Below are 16,207 nucleotides of genomic sequence, written 5' to 3'. Positions count from 1 at the left end.
GTGCAGCTTCGCAGAATGAGCAGCTTCGTAGCGTGAACGGTACCGCCGGCGACGTTGTCGCCCTGGTACCCGCAGCAGGTAAAGGCCTTCGGCTCGGACACGACGAGCCGAAGGCTTTCGTCTGTCTGGGTACCGACTCTCTTCTCACGCGGTCCGTGGACGGACTGCGTGCCTCGGGTGCCGTCGACCGCATCGTCGTCATCGTGCCCGTCGACTTGCTCGACGCGGCCCGCGGGCTCGTCGGCGACGACGTCATCGTCGTGGCAGGCGGCCGCGAACGCACCGATTCGGTGCGCGCCGGTCTCGCCGTCGTCGGAGACGCTTCGGTCGTGCTCGTCCACGACGCCGCTCGCGCTCTCACCCCGCCCGCGTTGATCGCCCGCGTCGTCGCCGAGGTCCGAGCCGGACGCCCAGCGGTCATCCCGGTGCTGCCCGTCGTCGACACCGTCAAGGAAGTCGACCTCATGGGCGCTGTGGTCGGCACGCCCGATCGCGCGAGTCTGCGTGCGGTCCAGACTCCGCAGGGCTTCGACGCCGACGTCCTGCGTCGCGCCTATGCCGCCGCTACCGACATCTCCACCGACGATGCGGGACTGGTCGAGCGCATCGGCGAGACGGTGCACACCATCGTCGGCGACGCGCTCGCATTCAAGATCACCACTCCGCACGACCTACTACTGGCAGAGGCGCTCCTATGAGAGTCGGCATCGGCACCGACGTCCACCCCATCGCGCCCGGCCGACCCTGCTGGCTGGCCGGACTGCTCTTCGAGGACGCGGACGGTCTCGAGGGCCACTCCGACGGCGACGTCGCCGCGCACGCGCTGTGTGACGCCCTGCTGTCCGCTGCGGGCCTGGGCGATTTGGGGTCGGTCTTCGGCACCGGGCGTCCGGAGTGGGACGGGGTCAGTGGAGCCGCGATGCTGACCGAGGTACGACGGTTGCTCGACGCCGACGGGTTTGCGATAGGCAACGCTGCGGTGCAGATCATCGGTAATAGGCCCAAGATCGGACCGCGTCGCGTCGAGGCGCAGGACGTTCTCTCGGGTGTGCTCGGTGCCCCGGTGTCGGTGTCCGCGACCACCACCGATGGGCTCGGGCTGACCGGTCGCGGCGAAGGAATCGCGGCCGTCGCGACCGCACTTGTCATGACGAGGTAAAACCACCGGTAGCATTGCTGGTCGTGACCCTTCACCTACACGACACCGAGACGAGGGCCCTGCGGGAATTCACCCCCTTGGTCCCTGGCCATGTATCGGTGTACCTGTGTGGGGCAACGGTGCAGGGTGAGCCTCACATCGGCCACGTACGCAGCGGAGTGGCGTTCGACGTCCTGCGCCGCTGGCTGTTGGCACACGACTACGACGTCGCTTTCGTTCGCAACGTGACGGACATCGACGACAAGATCCTGAACAAGGCGCGCGACGCCCGTCGTCCGTGGTGGGAGTGGGCGGCAACGTACGAGCGTTCGTTCACCTGGGCCTACGACCGACTCGGTGTGCTGCCGCCGTCCGCCGAACCGCGTGCGACGGGCCACATCACTCAGATGGTCCAGATGATCGAGCGGCTGATCGAGCGTGGGCACGCGTATGCCGATTCGTGCGGAGACGTGTACTTCGACGTGCAGAGTTTCCCGAGTTACGGCGCGTTGTCCGGTCACAAGCTCGACGACGTACACCAGGGCGAGAGCGTTGCCGAGGGCAAGCGCGATCCTCGCGACTTCACACTGTGGAAGGGTGCCAAGCCCGGCGAGCCCTCGTGGCCGACGCCGTGGGGCCCAGGCCGTCCCGGCTGGCATCTCGAGTGCTCGGCGATGGCGGAGACGTACCTCGGCGCGGACTTCGACATCCATTGCGGTGGTCTCGATCTCGTGTTCCCGCATCACGAGAACGAGCGAGCCCAATCGATGGCGGCCGGCGACGGCTTCTCGCGCTACTGGCTGCACAACGGTTGGGTGACGATGGGCGGAGAGAAGATGTCCAAGTCTCTCGGCAACGTCCTCTCGGTGCCCAACGTGCTCAAAAAGGTTCGGCCGCAAGAACTTCGGTTCTATCTCGGTGGCGCGCACTATCGCTCGATGCTGGAATACTCCGACACTGCGCTCGAGACCGCGGCGGTGACGTACCGGGGCATCGAAGGGTTCGTCCGGCGAGCCGTCGAACGTGCCGGTGACGTACCGATGGGCAAGTGGACCGCCGGGTTTGCCGCGGCTCTGGACGACGATCTCGGTGTGCCCAAAGCGTTGGCCGAGATTCACGCCACCGTCACCCTCGGCAACACCGCCCTCGAGTCCGGTGATCTACCGGCAGCCGTGGAGCATGCGGGCAGCGTGCGGGCGATGCTCGACATCCTCGGTGTCGACCCCCTCGATCCGCACTGGTCGAGCGACAGTGGTTCGGACGCAGCAGCTCTCGGTGCACTCGGCGTTCTCGTCGAGGCCGAGCTGGAGCGTCGAGCAACGGCGAAGGCGACCAAGGACTGGGCCGTCGCCGACGAGATACGCGATCGACTGGCGCAGGCCGGAGTCGATGTGACAGATACACCCAACGGGCCCGAATGGTCGCTGGGTACGAGCAAGACCGACGAAGCAGGTTTGTGATGGCAGGCAATTCGAGTAGGCGCGGCGCAATCCGCAAGGACGGCACCAAGAAGGGTCAGGTCGCCGGATCCGGAGGCAAGCGTCGTAAGGGCCTCGAGGGCCGCGGCGCAACGCCCCCCGCCTCCGAGCGCACCAAGCATCCGGCAGCGCGTCGGGCCAAGCTCGCCGAGAAGTCCGCGCAGAACCGCGGCGGTACAACCGGAGGACGCGCGGGTGGACGTCCGGCCGGACGCAAGGCCGAAGACGGTCCCGAGGTGGTACTCGGGCGCAACCCGGTCGTCGAGTGCCTGCGTGCAGGCGTGCCCGCCACCGCCCTGTGGGTTGCCGTCGGCACCGACAGCGACGATCGACTCAAGGAAGCCGTGCAGCGCGCAGGCGACGCACGGATCTCCATCCTCGAAGTTCCCCGCTCCGATCTGGACAAGCTCAGCGCCAACGGACTGCACCAGGGCCTGGCCCTGCAGGTGCCGCCGTACCGCTACGCGCACCCCGACGATCTGATCTCGAACGCGCGCACGCACCAGGAACCCGCACTGCTCGTGGCGCTCGACAACATCACCGACCCGCGCAACCTCGGTGCCGTCGTGCGTTCGGTGGCCGCGTTCGGTGGTCACGGCGTCGTGATTCCGCAGCGTCGCAGCGCCAGCGTGTCCGCGGTGGCATGGCGCACCAGCGCCGGTGCCGCAGCCCGACTGCCCATCGCGCGGGCGGTCAATCTGACTCGCACACTGAAGGATTGGCAGTCCAAGGGCGTCACCGTCGTCGGCCTCGACGCAGGCGGCGACACCGACCTCGACACCTTCGATGGTAAGGGACCGGTCGTTATCGTCGTCGGATCCGAGGGCAAGGGCCTCTCGCGTCTGGTCAGCGAGACCTGCGACCACATCCTGTCGATCCCGATGGCCGGGCCGGTGGAATCGCTCAACGCCTCCGTCGCTGCCGGCGTCGTGCTGGCCGACATCGCGCGTCAGCGTCGAGGCTGAGGTTGCGCGGGGCCTGGATCAACCGGCAGCGCGGAACTGGATCCGCGTTCCGGGGGTCAGTTGCGCGGCGGCGGACACATCGTCCAGGGTGACGAGGGCGATCACCGGATAGCCGCCCGTGACGGGATGGTCGGCGAGAAACAACACCGGCTGTCCCGAGGGCGGCACCTGAAGTGCCCCGAGAACCATTCCCTCGCTGGGCAATTCGTCGTCGACCGCGCGGGTCAAGGGCTCCACGCCGTCGAGCCTGATGCCGACGCGATCCGAATCCTGCGTGACCGTCCATGGCTGCTGCACCAGAACCGATCGGGCGTGCTCGGTGAACCAGTCCTCGCGCGGGCCGAACGTGATGTGCAGTGTCTGCTCGAGCGGGTTCGGTACTACGAAATCCGTTGCAGGCCACTGGTCTGTGGCGTCGCCGACCGGGAGCGCCGTCCCGGGGGAGAGTCGATCGGGCCCGAGGCCCGACATCGTGTCCGTCGATCTGCTGTCGAGAACCGGAGGGACGTCGATGCCTCCCCGGACGGCGAGGTAGCTGCGCAGACCCGATGTGGGCGGCGACAGAGTCAACTCCTGCCCGGCTCGGACCACGAGCGTCGAATGCAGTCCCTGCACGGTGCCGTCCACGCGGCAGATCACGTGCGCTCCGGTGACGGCCATGACGGCGTCGAACTGGGCACGGACCTGCAGGCCACCGAACGTCACTTCCAGGGTGGCGGCTCCGAAGTCGTTGCCCACCAGACGGTTTGCCGCATCGTGTGAACGCAGATCCGCTGCACCGGACCGTCCGACGCCCACCGCCGCGTGGCCACGTCGTCCACGATCCTGGACGGTGCACAGCGGGCCCGTCTGCAGGACGGTCAGGGTCTTCATGTCGACTCGAATCGGACGGTGGTGCCGGGTGTGAGCAGTGCCGGTGGAGTGCGCTCACTGTCCCACAGCGTCACGTCGCTGCGGCCGATCAACTGCCATCCCCCGGGTGAGGATCGCGGGTAGATGCCGGAGAACTCGCCGGCCAGGCCCACTGCGCCTGCCGGGACGCTGGTGCGCGGTGAATCACGTCGCGGCACGCGCAGTCGGGTGTCGGTGCCGACGAGGTAGCCGAAGCCGGGCGCGAAGCCTCCGAACGCGACCGTCCAGGTCTGTTTCGTATGCGCTGCAACCACTTCGGCGACGGACAGGCCCGTCAGGCGGGCGACGTCGTCGAGATCAGCGCCGTCGTAGGTGACGGGAATCGTGACCGCCTCGGATGCGGCAGTGGGGTCGTCGACAGCGGGTTCCAGCGCCGCGACCCACTCGAGTATCGGTGCCGGTGCCCCGTCGAAGATCACCAGCACGGTGCGGGCGGCAGGAACCAGATCGACGACCGCGTCCGGCCGGTCGCGGACCATGGACCGATGGTACGACATGGTCTCGGGCAGGTCGGCGAACTCGATCAGCAGCGCGTTCTCGCCTGCGGGGAGGAGGCGCATCAGACGAAGGGTGTGATGTCGACAGCGTTGACGCGCAACAGGTCCCGCACAGCATTCGCCATCGCCACCGCGCCGGGGGAGTCGCCGTGCAAGCAGATCGATTCGGCGCGGACTTCGACCGTCCTGCCGTCCACTGCTTCGACCGTACCGTCGGTGATCATCGTCAGTACCCGGTTGGCGACTGCCTCCGGGTCGCTGAGCACGGCTCCCGGTTCCGAGCGCGAGACCAGAGTTCCCTGTGGGGTGTAGGCGCGATCGGCGAAAGCCTCCGCGACCGTGCGTAACCCGACGCGTTCGGCTTCGTCGAGGAATGCCGAACCGGGCAATCCGAGAACGGGCAGCGTCGGGTCGTAGGCGAGAACGGCGTCGGCGACGGCCTTGGCCTGGCCGCGGTGATGCACGACCGCGTTGTACAGCGCACCGTGCGGTTTGACGTACGTGACGGCCGAACCGGCCACTCGGGCAAGGCCATCGAGGGCACCGATCTGGTAGATCACGTCGGCGGTGAGGTCTGCGGGGGCGACGTCGAGAAAGCGTCGACCGAATCCGGCGAGGTCCTGATAGCCGACCTGAGCCCCGATCCGCACGCCTGCGTTCGCAGCCGAGCGGCACGTGCGCAACAGAGTGGTCGGATCACCGGCGTGGAAGCCGCACGCGACGTTGGCACTGGACACCACTGCGAGCATCGCGTCGTCGTCGCCCAGCGTCCACGCACCGTAGCTTTCGCCGAGATCGGCGTTGAGATCGATGGCCGTCACCTTGGACAGTCTAGGCGGCGACGAGCCGTCCGGAATTGGCCTTGCGGGTTGCCCCGATGCCGCGGCAGAGGAGGTAGATGACGAACGAGATGGTCGTGACGAAGGTCGAGACCGGGAGCCCCGGAGCGAGCGAGAGCAAGATGCCACCGACAGCGGCGATCTCGGCGAACAGGATGGACAGCAGCGTCGCCTTCAGCGGGCTGGCCGTGACCCGCGCGGCGGCCGCGGCCGGGGTGATGAGCAGCGAGAGCACCAGCAGCGCGCCGACGATCTGCACGCCGAGTGCACAGGCAACACCGACGAGTACGGCGAACACGACCGAGAGTGCGCGGACGGGGACGCCGCGCGCCAGGGCCACCTCGGGGTCGGTGCTGGCGAACAGCAGCGGGCGATAGACCACGGTGAGCACGATCAGCACGAGAACGGCGCACACCAGCAGCAGCTGGATTCCGCTCTGCCCGACGCCGACGATCTGGCCGATGAGCAACGAGAAGCTGGTGCCGGTCCGGCCCGGGTACAGCCAGATGAACAGCACCGACAGGCCGAGACCGAACGACATGATGACGCCGATGACCGAGTCGCGGTCGCGGGCCTTGTTACCGAGCAAAGCGAACATCACCGCGGCGACGACGGATCCGACGATGGCACCGAGTCCGACGGTGATACCGACGAGCAGTGCAGCGGACGCACCGGTGAGGGAGAGTTCACTCGATCCGTGCACCGCGAAGGCCCACTGCCTACTGACGATGAGCGGTCCGAGCGCGCCGGCGAGCAATCCGAGAATGGCAGCGGCGATCAACGCCTGCTGAACGAAGTCGTAGCTCAGCAGATTCGCCGTGGTGTCGAAGTCGAGCATTTTCGAGAATGCGTCGAGAACCTTCTCGTTCATGCCTTGTCTTCTCCGTCGTGCGGTACGGGTGGGTGGTGGGCACCGGCCGAGCCGAGCGCATCGATCGAGTCGCCGGTTCCGACGACGACGAGCCGACCGCGAACCTTCAACACCTCGACCTCGGTGCCGTACAGCTCGGACAACACTTCGGTGGTCATGACGTCCTCGGGAGTCCCGATCCGGAACCGGCCGTCGACGATGTAGACGACGCGGTCGACGAGCGGAAGGATCGGGTTGATCTCGTGCGTCACGAACAGCACGGCTGTGTCGTGCTCCCGCCGTCGGCGATCGATGAGGCCGGAGACCAACGATTGGTTGGCGAGGTCGAGGCTGAGCAGGGGCTCGTCGCACAGCAGTACCGACGGATCGCCGACGAGTGCCTGGGCGATCCGCAGTCGCTGCTGTTCACCACCGGACATCGAGCCGACCGGTGCGCCGGCGAAGGAATTGGCGTCGACCTGATCGATGGCGCGCTGCACCGTCTCCTTGCGCTGCCGCATGCCGCGCAGTCCCATGCCCCATTTGTGGCCGTCCCAGCCCAGACCGACGAGATCGCGTCCGCGTAGCGGCAGATCGTCGTCGATGTTGCGTTGCTGGGGGACGTACCCCACGCCCGACTGGCCGCGGCGAACGGGACTGCCGCCGATCGACGCGGTGCCGGACGTGAGGTGGTTCTGACCGAGCAGCACCTTGAGCAACGACGTCTTGCCCGACCCGTTGGGGCCGAGGACGGCGACGAACTCGCCCGCCGCGACGGACAGATCCAGGTTCTGCCAGAGGGTGCGGTCGCCGAAGGCCAGTCCGGCATCGCGCAGTTCTACAGCAGGCATGCGTTACAGCTTTCCATCAGCTGCCCACCGATCGGGAGGCGGATCGGCTCACGGGTTGGTGCTGAGCGCGGCCTGCAGGTCCGTCGCGGCCTTGGTCTGCCACTCGATGAACGTCATCCCGGCGGGCAGAGTTTCGGTGACCTCGACGACGGGGATGCCCGCAGCCTCGCTGGTGGTGCGAATGTCCTGTGTGACAGCGTCTTCGGTCTGAGTGTTGTAGACCAGCGCGCGGACGGACTTGGACGTGAACAGATCCCGCGTCGCGGCGATCGATGCGGGCGACGGGTCGTTGCCCTCCTCGATGGCGTCCTTGAAGTCCTCGGGGGTGCGGTCGTCGAGATCGGACTCCTCGAGGAGGTAGTGCGCGATCGGTTCGGTCTGTGCCACCGGTGCGTTCGGGAACTCGGCGGCGATCCGGTCCGTCACGTCGGTGATGGCGTGGATCTGCTCATGGAACGTTTCGGCGTTGGCGGTGTACTGCGCGGCGTTGTCCGGGTCGAGTTGACCGAGCTTGTCGGCGATCTCCTCGGCGGTGTGCGCTGCGACCTCGGCGTTGTACCAGACGTGTTCGTTGACCTCACCGTGCGAGTGGCCGTCTTCGGTCGCGGGCTCGGTTGCGGACTCGGTTGCTGCCTCGGACGTCGTCTCGGAGTCGTGATCGTGGTCCGCGTCGAGCAACGTGAAGGCATCGACGGACGGCACGTCCTTGCCCTCGGAGCCGAGGATGTCCTCGATGAACTGGTCGTAGCCGCCGCCGTTGTAGACCACCAAGGACGCCTCGGCAACCGCGGCAGCGTCACCGGGGCTCGCCTCGTACGAGTGCGGATCTGCCGACGGGTCGGCGATGATCGACTTCACGGTGGCCAGGTCGCCCGCAACGGCCTCGGCAACGCTGCCCCACACGTTCGTGGACGCGACGATCGTGATCGGACCGTCGACGGGGTTGGCCGGAGCGGACTCGGTGCTCGTCGGCTCGTTCGAGCTGCACGCGGTCAGTGCCAGCGCGGCAGCGCAGGTCAGGCCGATGAGGGCCGAGCTCTTGACCCGAGACGGGCGGTGGAAGGACGACATCGATGTACTCCTGAAGGCAGGGCTTGACGCTAATGGAAACCGTTACCGTTGTACTCTAGCTCTCGGGCGGGCTCGGTATCGAATCGGACGAGCCCAACCTCGATTTTCACTGCAGCGTGGTGTGGGACTAACGTCCCGGTTATGGCCAGGTCAAGCGAACCCCGACGTCAAGCGACGTTGGCGTCGATCGCAGCCGAGCTGAAGGTATCGCGAACCACCGTCTCGAATGCCTACAACCGACCTGATCAACTTTCGCCCGAACTGCGCGAACGCGTTCTCCAGGCAGCCAAACGACGCGGTTACGCAGGCCCGGACCCGGTCGCGCGATCGCTGCGCACCCGCAAAGCCGGAGCCATCGGACTCCTGCTCACAGAAGCCCTCAGCTACTCCTTCCGCGACCCCGCCGCCATGAGCTTCCTCGCCGGTCTCGCCGAATCCTGCGAGGCCGCAGGACAAGGACTGCTGCTCATTCCCGCCGGTGCCGAACGCGACGACGTGCAAGCTGCCGCTGTGGTCCAACAAGCGGGAGTCGACGGATTCGTCGTCTACTCCGTCGCCGACGACGACCCCTACCTGGCCGCAGTGCGCGAACGACACCTACCGATCGTCGTGTGCGACCAACCCCGCAACATCCCCGAGGCCGCCCTCGTCGCAATCGACGACCGCGTCGCCATGAAAATGCTTGCCGCACATCTGATCTCGCTGGGACACGAACATCTTGCAGTGCTGTGCATGCGGCTCGGACGCGACCGCCGCGACGGCGTCGTACCCCCGGGACGGCTGGCCGACAGTCACTTCCACGTCCAACGTGAACGCATCGCCGGCGTCCAGGCCGCCATGATCGACGCCGGACTCGACCCCGACACCCTCACCGTCGTCGAACGATTCGACCACACCGTGCGCTCCGGCCACTCCGCCGCAGCCCAGGCACTACAGGCCAACCGCGAGACCACCGCACTGCTCTGCACCACCGACGTCATCGCCCTCGGTGCACTCAACTTCGCCAGAGTCTCGGGAATCGATGTGCCGAGCCAACTCTCGGTCACCGGATTCGACGGCATCTCCGACGCCATTCGCGAGAACCTGACCACCGTGCGCCAGGACGCCGAGGAAAAAGGCCGCCGCGCAGGCAAACTGGTGCTCTCGTCCTCGCACTCGGGCGTCGTCGCCGCCGAAACACTCCCGACCGAACTCTTCCGCGGCCGCACCGCAGCACCGCCGCCGGCTCAACCGCCCGCAATCGCCTGACCTTTACCGTCGCCCGTTTGGCCGCTCACCCCAGATTTGCGCCCCATTTGGGATCAATGTGGGTTTCAGTCACTCAGAGTGCAACAAAGCCACATTCATTCAGTGTCGGTTGGAACCCCGTTCGGGATGAATGTGGATTTCAGTCAGTCTGACTGCAACAAAGGCGCATTGATCCCAACTGGGGAGGAGTGAACCGGGGGTGGGGGTCAGACGGGCTGAGCGCTGAGCAATCTCGCGCAACGCAGCAGACCCAGGTGACTGTAGGCCTGGGGGTGGTTGCCGAGCGACCGTTCGGCGATCGGGTCGTATTCCTCACTGAGCAGTCCGGTCGGTCCGGCGGCGCTGACGAGTTGAGCGAACAGAGCCTCGGCCTCGGCGCGTTGGCCCACCAACAGGTATGCCTCGACGAGCCACGCTGCGCACAGGTGGAATCCGCCTTCGCCGCCGGGCAGACCGTCGTCGTGGCGGTAGCGGTAGACCGTCGATCCGCTGCGCAGTTCGGCTTCGGTTGCAGTGACGGTGGCTGCGAAACGCGGGTCCGACGGCTCGATCAGTCCGGACAGGCCGATGTACAGCGTCGCGGCGTCGAGGTCGGTGCCGTCGTATGCGGCGGTGAAGGACTGTACTTCGTCGTTCCAGCCGTTGGCGAGCACTTCTTCTCGGATGGTGTCACGAAGCTCGGTCCAGCTCGATTCTGCTGTGCGACCGAAGGTTTCGGCCAGACCGATGGCGCGGTCCACCGTCGTCCAGCCCATCACCTTCGAGTAGACGTGGTGGCGGGGATTGTCTCGGATTTCCCAGATGCCGTGATCGGGTTCGAACCAGCGTCGCTCGACGGCTTCGACCATCGCGCGGACGAGGTCCCAGTCGTCGTCGGACAGGCCGTTCTCCGACCCCGCGGCTTTGCGGGCGTGTGCGAGGGCGGACACCAATTCGACGATGGGGCCGAAGACGTCGAGCTGAACCTGTTGGTTGGCAGCGTTTCCCACGCGGACCGGACGTGAACCCGCGTAGCCGGGCAGCTCGTCGATGACGGCCTCGGGCGGCAGGCCCAGGCCCCAGATGGTGTAGAGCGGGTGCAGGCGTTCGGGCCCCGACACCGATTCGAGTACCCCGTGGATCCACGACAGGTAGTTCTCGGCCTCGGCTGTCGATCCGACGTCGACCAGTGCGGTCGCGGTCAATGCTGCGTCGCGCAGCCAGCAGTATCGGTAGTCCCAGTTACGCACTCCACCAATGTCTTCGGGCAGCGAGGTGGTGGCGGCCGCCATGATCGAGCCGGACTCGGAGTGCACGAGGCCACGCAAGGTCAGGGCCGATCGCTTCATCAGATCGCGCTTGAGCGGCGGCAGATTCAGGCCGTCGGCCCAGTCCTTCCAGTACGACTCCGATGCTCGACGCCGTTCGACCTCGGGCCACGGGTGCTCGCTCAGATCGTCTGTGCCGAGCCGCAATTCGAGAACTATCGGCCCGTTCGACGGATCGACCTCGGCATGGGCGGACTGCTGGGATCCGTCCGAGACGATGTTCCAGGTGACACCGGGGCTGCGCAGGACCATCGGGTCCGCGGTGCCGAGGATGCGCAGTCCATCGACGTCGGGTTCCAGTGACGCCCACGCCTTTCCGAACTCCGGACGCGGAGCGAACGTGACGATGGCCGGTGCCTTGCCGGTGATGACGCGGGTCAGCGCGGTCTGGCCCTGGCCGATGTCGTGCGGGAGGTAGTCGGTGACCTGCAGGCTGGCCCACTTGGTCTGCACGGTCATCGTGCCGTCCACGTACTGCTGGCTCAACGGAAGCGATGCGCGGACGGGTCCGATGCTGAAGTGTCCGGCCTGATCGCCGCCGAGCAGGTGTGCGAACACCGCTGCCGAATCGGGCTCGGGGTGACAGAGCCAGGTGACGTCGGCATCGGGAGTGAGCAGCGCGACGGCGTTGGGGCTGGCCAACATCGTCAGTCGTTCGATGCGCGGGGCGTCCGCTCCGGAGAGCCACTGCCGACGCTCCTCGAGCAGGAACGCCAAGGCCAGTGCCACGTGCTCGGTGCTGCCGATGCGGAACTCGGCGAGAGTATCGCCCGGTCCGATCTTGACCCCGATGTCGGGTCCGTGCAGGTGGCCGAATGCCTTCTCGTCGGTGACGTCGTCGCCGAAAAAGACTGCAGCAGTGGAGGCTTCCTGATGTCTGAGGATATCGAGGGCGACGCCCTTGTCGGTGATGATGACGGCCAGCTCGATGACGGACTTGCCCTCGGTCACCTGGACGCCGTCGCGTGCGGCAGCACCGGAACGCACGGCGGCCAGGGCTTCCTCGCCCGCAGCAGTCTCGGCGTTGCGCACGTGCAGTGCGACGCTGGCCGGCTTGGTTTCGATACTCACGCCCGGATGGGCGTCGGCGATGGCTTGGAGCTCGCCGGTGATGACGGTGAGGAGCTTCTTGGCGTCGTCGTCGATGGCGTTGACGAACCCGGCGTCGAACTCGCTGCCGTGGCTGCCCACGAGCTGCACCTCGGACGGCAATCGCGAGAGGATCGCGAGATCGCGAAGAGCGCGGCCGGAGATGACCGCAGCGTTGGTGCCGGCGAGGGAGGCGAGCCCGCGCATGGCGCTGACGGACTCGGGGTGCGGAAAGGCCTTCTGCGGGTCGGAGACGATCGGAGCCATGGTTCCGTCGTAATCGGACGCGACGAGCAAACGCGGAGTCCGAGCGACTCCGACGAGTGCGCGGCGAAGTTCGAGCGGCAATTCGAGAGCAGTCACGCGTCGAATCTAGGCGATGAACCTCGTCTCGGCGTACCTGGCTTCGTGCGCCCGGTGTATCACTGCTGGTCGGGAACCAGACCGGGCGATGGCGTCACACCGGAAGCAGCCGACATCGACCTCGCGGACTTGGTGACGATGGCCAACATCGCTCGCTGGGCGGCGTCGGCGTCACCGGACTGGATGGAGGACGCGACCACTCCGTGCAACCGGATGGCCTCGGGGTCTGCTTGCCGCGACATCAAGGCATGGCGGGTGCGTCCGGCGAGTACCTCGACGACGATGTCCGACATCGACCGCAACATGGGATTGCCCGACGCCTCCAACAGCGTGCGGTGAAAGTTGCAGTCGTGTTCGAGGTAGGCCTCCGAGTCCGCGGAACGCGACGTCGACGACATACCGATAACCGCCGCGGTCAGCGCCCCGCAGTGCTCGGGGGTGGCTCGGTGGGCAGCGAGTTTGGCCGCCAGAGGCTCGATACCCGAGCGCAGTTCGCTGAGCAGCAGAAGCTGCTCGGCGCGGGCAGGACCGGCCAGTTGCCAGCGGATGACCACCGGGTCGAGGGAGTTCCAGTTCTGCGAACCCAGGACCGTGATGCCGACGCGTCGCCGAACGGTGAGCAGGCCCAGTGACTCGAGAACACGAACGACTTCTCGCACCACGGTTCGCGATACGGCGAACCGCACGGCGACGTCGTCGGCCGAGATTCGGGTGCCACTCGGGATCGCGCCACTCACGATGTCGCGCCCGAGCTCGTCGAGCACCGAATCGTGGAGTTGGCGAAAATCATTGGTCTCGGTCATGTCCGATCGATCGTCCCACGGGTTGCCCGGTTTCTCGCGTCTGTCCGATCCCGATGCACCGGATGGAGCAGTATCGAGGCATGGCAGCAGAGAAGACAGGCAGAGCGCACCATCCGGTTCTCGTGGTGATGGGGGTATCCGGATCGGGCAAATCAACCGTGGCAGGCATCCTCGCCGGAGCCTTGAAATGGGACCTCCAAGAGGGCGACGACCTGCACCCGGACGCCAACGTCGCGAAGATGGCGTCGGGTCAGCCCCTGACCGACGAGGACCGATGGCCGTGGCTCGACATCATCGCCGAGTGGATCACCGACCACACCAGCACGGGACGATCGGGAATCGTGACGTGCTCGGCACTCAAACGGTCGTATCGGGACGTACTGAGCGCAGGAGCCAGGGACGGGGCGCCGGTGATCTTCGTGCACCTGGCCGGAACCAAGGACCGAATCAGCGGGCGTCTGAATGCACGGATGGACCACTTCATGCCGTCCTCGCTGCTGGACACCCAGATCTCGACACTGGAACCCCTCGGCGACGACGAGAACGCCATCGTCGTCGACATCGGCCCGCCGCCCACCAAAATCGCCGAACACGTCCTCGTCGAACTCGAAAAACGCGCAGGAATGTCCGAAAGCCACTGAGTGCTGCCTGCCTCTGCCCTCTTGCTCCCCACCCGGGTTCGGATCAATGCGGGATTCAGTCGCTCAGAGTGCGGCAATGGGACATTGATCCACACCCGGGGGCCGAAACAGGGCAGAGGTCCGGGGCGGAGTGTCCGGTAAGTGCATATTCCAAGCAAGCGCGCTTGATTTTAAGTACTACGAATGACCGAAAGGACTTGTAAAAGTACGACGAATGAGAGAAGGTGAGCTTGTTCACTTTTCAGTGAGGAGACAGCTCATGGTGCGAGGCGCACCCGCCAGGCCGGTCCAACTTCCCGTTCCCAATGCAGATGTCTGGGACTGGCAACTCGACGGTCTGTGTCGTGGTCTCGACTCGTCCGTGTTCTTCCATCCCGAGGGGGAGCGAGGCCGTGCCCGCGCCACGCGAGAAAAGACCGCCAAGCAGGTCTGCGGCCGATGCCCGGTGCTCGAGCAATGCCGTCAGCACGCACTCGAAGCGAACGAGCCGTACGGCGTGTGGGGCGGAATGTCTGCACACGATCGCGCAGACTTCTACCGCGGAGCCGTTCGTACCGCTTGATCTTGCTGTACCGGTGCTGCGGAGACTTCGTAGACGATCTCGAGGCCGTCCTCGTCATCCCATTGCTCACCCACTTCGATGAACGCGAAGCTCTCGATGAGGGCCAGCGAGGGCGTGTTGCCCGGGCTGACTGTGGCGCGAACACTACGCACTTCCTTGTGTTGCCGTGCAACGGCGAGAAGGGTTTCTACCGAACGTCTGGCATGGCCTCGTCGACGAAACTCAGGATCGACTCGGTACCCGATCTCCACCATCCCCGTCTCGTCGGGAGCTCCGTGGAAGCCGGCCACGCCGACTGGCATGGCGACGTTTGGGTCGACCATCAGCCGCGTGATCCACGCTGCATCACCGGGGATGTCGATGATCTGCTTGCTTCTCCTCCGCCACAGGCTGCGGCATTCGACCCCGGCGAGATAGGGCGAAACGCGGTGGTGTGATGCGGGAATCGACTGTCCCGTTGCCAAGGCGTGCAGCATCTCCGCGGGAATTGCGTCCAGGCGAAGTCGTGACAGCTGGGGCTGGGGATGACGCCACGGGGCATTGGTCATAGTCATTGACGAGACCTTTCCACTCTTTCCCGCCGATCAGCCTTCTATTCTCGGGTCCACGATGAGGTCGAGCACAACGCCGCTCGAGTCGAAGCCGAAACGGGAGTTGAGCGGCAAGCGATGTGCTTCAGGTTTCAAACTTTCGATACCTTGGCGAACTATTTTGGCTCAGACCCTTGTCTCGGACGTCTGTGCCGTTTTATGTTCGAAGCGTCCAGAAGCACGAAACAACTCATGCTTTTCGAGGAGTAGACATGCAGGTCAGACGAGCTATCGGGGGAGTATTCATCGGGGTTGCCGTTCCCGCGCTGGCCATGGCGGCAGTGCAAATGAGCCTGGGCTGAACCTAGACAGCCGCAACCACAAACGCCCGCTTCCGTCGCCAGGAGCATTCGCCTTCCATTCCACGAAACCGGTTGTGTGGTGGGCAATGACAACGGCGGATGTGTTGGCGGCGGGGTATACAAGCGAGAGGATGCGAGATGGCAGCACCACTGATCAATTCTTCGCAAATTCCTGCCCCGATCAAGGTCGGGTCGCGGATACCCCGGGGCACCTCGATCGATCGCATCATTGCTGCTTTGGAGCCGCTAGGGGGCAAAGTGACGCGTGTGAGCGAGACGTCAGCCCGGATTGACGCCGGCAACATAGCCATTTACCGAATGTTGGGAACATCGCTAGCGCGCGGGCGGCGAAACTTGCCAATTGCCGTCTCGATCGATGTCAGGGACCAAAAGCCCTCAGTTTCAGTGACATTGAGAGACACGATTGCCGTGGTACTCCGTGTGCGGAGTGAGGGTGATGCGCTGAATGAACGCGTCGCGGAGATCAACGAGCTTCTCAAAGTTGTATGACTTCCGATTCCGCGGTACTGCGAGCTACTGATCTCACAATATCGGCGGCGAATCGCGCACTAGGTGTTCTTCTCGGGGACGTTGTGGACGGTCAGTCGCTCGATGGGTGACTTGCCGCCGATGCCTGTGTGGGGTCGGTGGTGATTGTAGTGATGGATCCAGTCTTGGTAGGTCGCCGCTCTGGCTTCGTC

At 65.7% G+C, this 16,207-nt stretch carries 18 protein-coding genes; 8 read left to right on the top strand and 10 right to left on the bottom strand.

Annotation, left to right across the window (positions count from 1 at the left end; all coding sequences use genetic code 11):
• The first annotated feature begins 32 nt into the window (after positions 1-32).
• The 4 genes from ispD to rlmB are packed head-to-tail and all read left to right on the top strand — an operon-like array spanning position 33 to position 3,581.
• Positions 33-698, top strand: coding sequence for a 2-C-methyl-D-erythritol 4-phosphate cytidylyltransferase (gene ispD, locus J1M81_RS11615; RefSeq protein ID WP_032388290.1), 666 nt, complete (start codon positions 33-35; stop codon positions 696-698).
• Complete coding sequence (gene ispF / locus J1M81_RS11610; RefSeq protein WP_032400278.1) at positions 695-1,159, top strand: 2-C-methyl-D-erythritol 2,4-cyclodiphosphate synthase; 465 nt, start codon at positions 695-697, stop codon at positions 1,157-1,159. The genes ispD and ispF overlap by 4 nt, the downstream gene beginning before the upstream one ends.
• Before the next feature lie 23 nt (positions 1,160-1,182).
• Positions 1,183-2,598, top strand: coding sequence for a cysteine--tRNA ligase (gene cysS / locus J1M81_RS11605; protein ID WP_206498073.1), 1,416 nt, complete (start codon positions 1,183-1,185; stop codon positions 2,596-2,598).
• Positions 2,598-3,581 carry a 23S rRNA (guanosine(2251)-2'-O)-methyltransferase RlmB gene (gene rlmB, locus J1M81_RS11600; RefSeq protein WP_032373657.1) on the top strand — a complete coding sequence of 328 codons (984 nt, stop codon included), beginning with the start codon at positions 2,598-2,600 and terminating at the stop codon, positions 3,579-3,581. The genes cysS and rlmB overlap by 1 nt, the downstream gene beginning before the upstream one ends.
• Before the next feature lie 18 nt (positions 3,582-3,599).
• Here the strand turns inward: rlmB and J1M81_RS11595 are convergent, their stop codons facing one another.
• From J1M81_RS11595 to J1M81_RS11570, 6 genes are read right to left on the bottom strand one after another with little or no spacing between them, the layout of a single operon-like run.
• On the bottom strand, positions 3,600-4,454 hold the full coding sequence (locus J1M81_RS11595; protein WP_206498072.1) for a biotin-dependent carboxyltransferase family protein: 855 nt from the start codon (positions 4,452-4,454) through the stop codon (positions 3,600-3,602).
• Complete coding sequence (locus J1M81_RS11590; protein WP_206498071.1) at positions 4,451-5,053, bottom strand: allophanate hydrolase subunit 1; 603 nt, start codon at positions 5,051-5,053, stop codon at positions 4,451-4,453. The genes J1M81_RS11595 and J1M81_RS11590 overlap by 4 nt, the downstream gene beginning before the upstream one ends.
• Entirely contained in the window at positions 5,053-5,811 is a 759-nt protein-coding gene (locus tag J1M81_RS11585; protein WP_206498070.1) for a LamB/YcsF family protein, read from the bottom strand. Before J1M81_RS11585 ends, J1M81_RS11590 begins: the two co-directional genes overlap by 1 nt.
• Positions 5,812-5,821: 10 nt before the next feature.
• Entirely contained in the window at positions 5,822-6,700 is an 879-nt protein-coding gene (locus J1M81_RS11580) for a metal ABC transporter permease (RefSeq protein WP_027494336.1), read from the bottom strand.
• On the bottom strand, positions 6,697-7,530 hold the full coding sequence (locus J1M81_RS11575; protein WP_027494335.1) for a metal ABC transporter ATP-binding protein: 834 nt from the start codon (positions 7,528-7,530) through the stop codon (positions 6,697-6,699). Before J1M81_RS11575 ends, J1M81_RS11580 begins: the two co-directional genes overlap by 4 nt.
• 48 nt (positions 7,531-7,578) lie before the next feature.
• The gene (locus J1M81_RS11570) at positions 7,579-8,601 is read right to left on the bottom strand and encodes a metal ABC transporter solute-binding protein, Zn/Mn family (RefSeq protein ID WP_032400281.1); all 1,023 of its coding nucleotides are present in this window, start codon (positions 8,599-8,601) and stop codon (positions 7,579-7,581) included.
• Between the two features lie 141 nt (positions 8,602-8,742).
• On the opposite strand from J1M81_RS11570, the gene J1M81_RS11565 reads away from it, so the two are divergent.
• A complete protein-coding gene (locus J1M81_RS11565) occupies positions 8,743-9,849 on the top strand; it encodes a LacI family DNA-binding transcriptional regulator (RefSeq protein WP_206498069.1) in 1,107 nt (368 codons plus the stop codon).
• Positions 9,850-10,055: 206 nt separating this feature from the next.
• Here J1M81_RS11565 and otsB read toward each other — a convergent pair whose 3' ends face one another.
• Together otsB and J1M81_RS11555 are read right to left on the bottom strand one after the other, a co-directional pair.
• Positions 10,056-12,608: a trehalose-phosphatase gene (gene otsB, locus J1M81_RS11560; protein ID WP_206498068.1), complete on the bottom strand. Its 2,553-nt coding sequence runs from the start codon at positions 12,606-12,608 to the stop codon at positions 10,056-10,058.
• A gap of 59 nt (positions 12,609-12,667) precedes the next feature.
• Complete coding sequence (locus J1M81_RS11555) at positions 12,668-13,411, bottom strand: FadR/GntR family transcriptional regulator (RefSeq protein ID WP_027494331.1); 744 nt, start codon at positions 13,409-13,411, stop codon at positions 12,668-12,670.
• A gap of 80 nt (positions 13,412-13,491) precedes the next feature.
• On the opposite strand from J1M81_RS11555, the gene J1M81_RS11550 reads away from it, so the two are divergent.
• On the top strand, positions 13,492-14,052 hold the full coding sequence (locus J1M81_RS11550) for a gluconokinase (protein ID WP_032364969.1): 561 nt from the start codon (positions 13,492-13,494) through the stop codon (positions 14,050-14,052).
• Between the two features lie 259 nt (positions 14,053-14,311).
• Positions 14,312-14,614 carry a WhiB family transcriptional regulator gene (locus J1M81_RS11545; RefSeq protein WP_032364923.1) on the top strand — a complete coding sequence of 101 codons (303 nt, stop codon included), beginning with the start codon at positions 14,312-14,314 and terminating at the stop codon, positions 14,612-14,614.
• Here the strand turns inward: J1M81_RS11545 and J1M81_RS11540 are convergent.
• A complete protein-coding gene (locus J1M81_RS11540; protein WP_052061477.1) occupies positions 14,587-15,168 on the bottom strand; it encodes a GNAT family N-acetyltransferase in 582 nt (193 codons plus the stop codon). The two genes, J1M81_RS11545 and J1M81_RS11540, sit on opposite strands and share 28 nt — an antisense overlap.
• A 476-nt stretch (positions 15,169-15,644) precedes the next feature.
• On the opposite strand from J1M81_RS11540, the gene J1M81_RS11535 reads away from it, so the two are divergent.
• A complete protein-coding gene (locus J1M81_RS11535) occupies positions 15,645-16,016 on the top strand; it encodes a hypothetical protein (protein ID WP_206498067.1) in 372 nt (123 codons plus the stop codon).
• A gap of 59 nt (positions 16,017-16,075) precedes the next feature.
• Here the strand turns inward: J1M81_RS11535 and J1M81_RS11530 are convergent.
• Positions 16,076-16,207 (bottom strand): integrase core domain-containing protein (locus tag J1M81_RS11530; RefSeq protein WP_206498109.1); only part of this gene is annotated, 132 nt, incomplete at its 5' end.

This window comes from Rhodococcus sp. KRD175 (genome assembly GCF_017168275.1).
Lineage (GTDB): Bacteria > Actinomycetota > Actinomycetes > Mycobacteriales > Mycobacteriaceae > Rhodococcoides > Rhodococcoides fascians.
This window is presented reverse-complemented; position numbering and strand designations above follow the sequence as displayed.

Coding starts and splice junctions, on each gene's coding strand:
- ispF (WP_032400278.1), top strand. CDS start 695: ATGAGAGTCGGCATCGGCACCGACGTCCACCCCATCGCGCCCGGCCGA.
- rlmB (WP_032373657.1), top strand. CDS start 2,598: ATGGCAGGCAATTCGAGTAGGCGCGGCGCAATCCGCAAGGACGGCACC.
- J1M81_RS11595 (WP_206498072.1), bottom strand. CDS start 4,454: ATGAAGACCCTGACCGTCCTGCAGACGGGCCCGCTGTGCACCGTCCAG.
- J1M81_RS11590 (WP_206498071.1), bottom strand. CDS start 5,053: ATGCGCCTCCTCCCCGCAGGCGAGAACGCGCTGCTGATCGAGTTCGCC.
- J1M81_RS11580 (WP_027494336.1), bottom strand. CDS start 6,700: ATGAACGAGAAGGTTCTCGACGCATTCTCGAAAATGCTCGACTTCGAC.
- J1M81_RS11575 (WP_027494335.1), bottom strand. CDS start 7,530: ATGCCTGCTGTAGAACTGCGCGATGCCGGACTGGCCTTCGGCGACCGC.
- J1M81_RS11570 (WP_032400281.1), bottom strand. CDS start 8,601: ATGTCGTCCTTCCACCGCCCGTCTCGGGTCAAGAGCTCGGCCCTCATC.
- J1M81_RS11565 (WP_206498069.1), top strand. CDS start 8,743: ATGGCCAGGTCAAGCGAACCCCGACGTCAAGCGACGTTGGCGTCGATC.
- J1M81_RS11555 (WP_027494331.1), bottom strand. CDS start 13,411: ATGACCGAGACCAATGATTTTCGCCAACTCCACGATTCGGTGCTCGAC.
- J1M81_RS11550 (WP_032364969.1), top strand. CDS start 13,492: ATGGCAGCAGAGAAGACAGGCAGAGCGCACCATCCGGTTCTCGTGGTG.
- J1M81_RS11545 (WP_032364923.1), top strand. CDS start 14,312: ATGGTGCGAGGCGCACCCGCCAGGCCGGTCCAACTTCCCGTTCCCAAT.
- J1M81_RS11540 (WP_052061477.1), bottom strand. CDS start 15,168: ATGACTATGACCAATGCCCCGTGGCGTCATCCCCAGCCCCAGCTGTCA.
- J1M81_RS11535 (WP_206498067.1), top strand. CDS start 15,645: ATGGCAGCACCACTGATCAATTCTTCGCAAATTCCTGCCCCGATCAAG.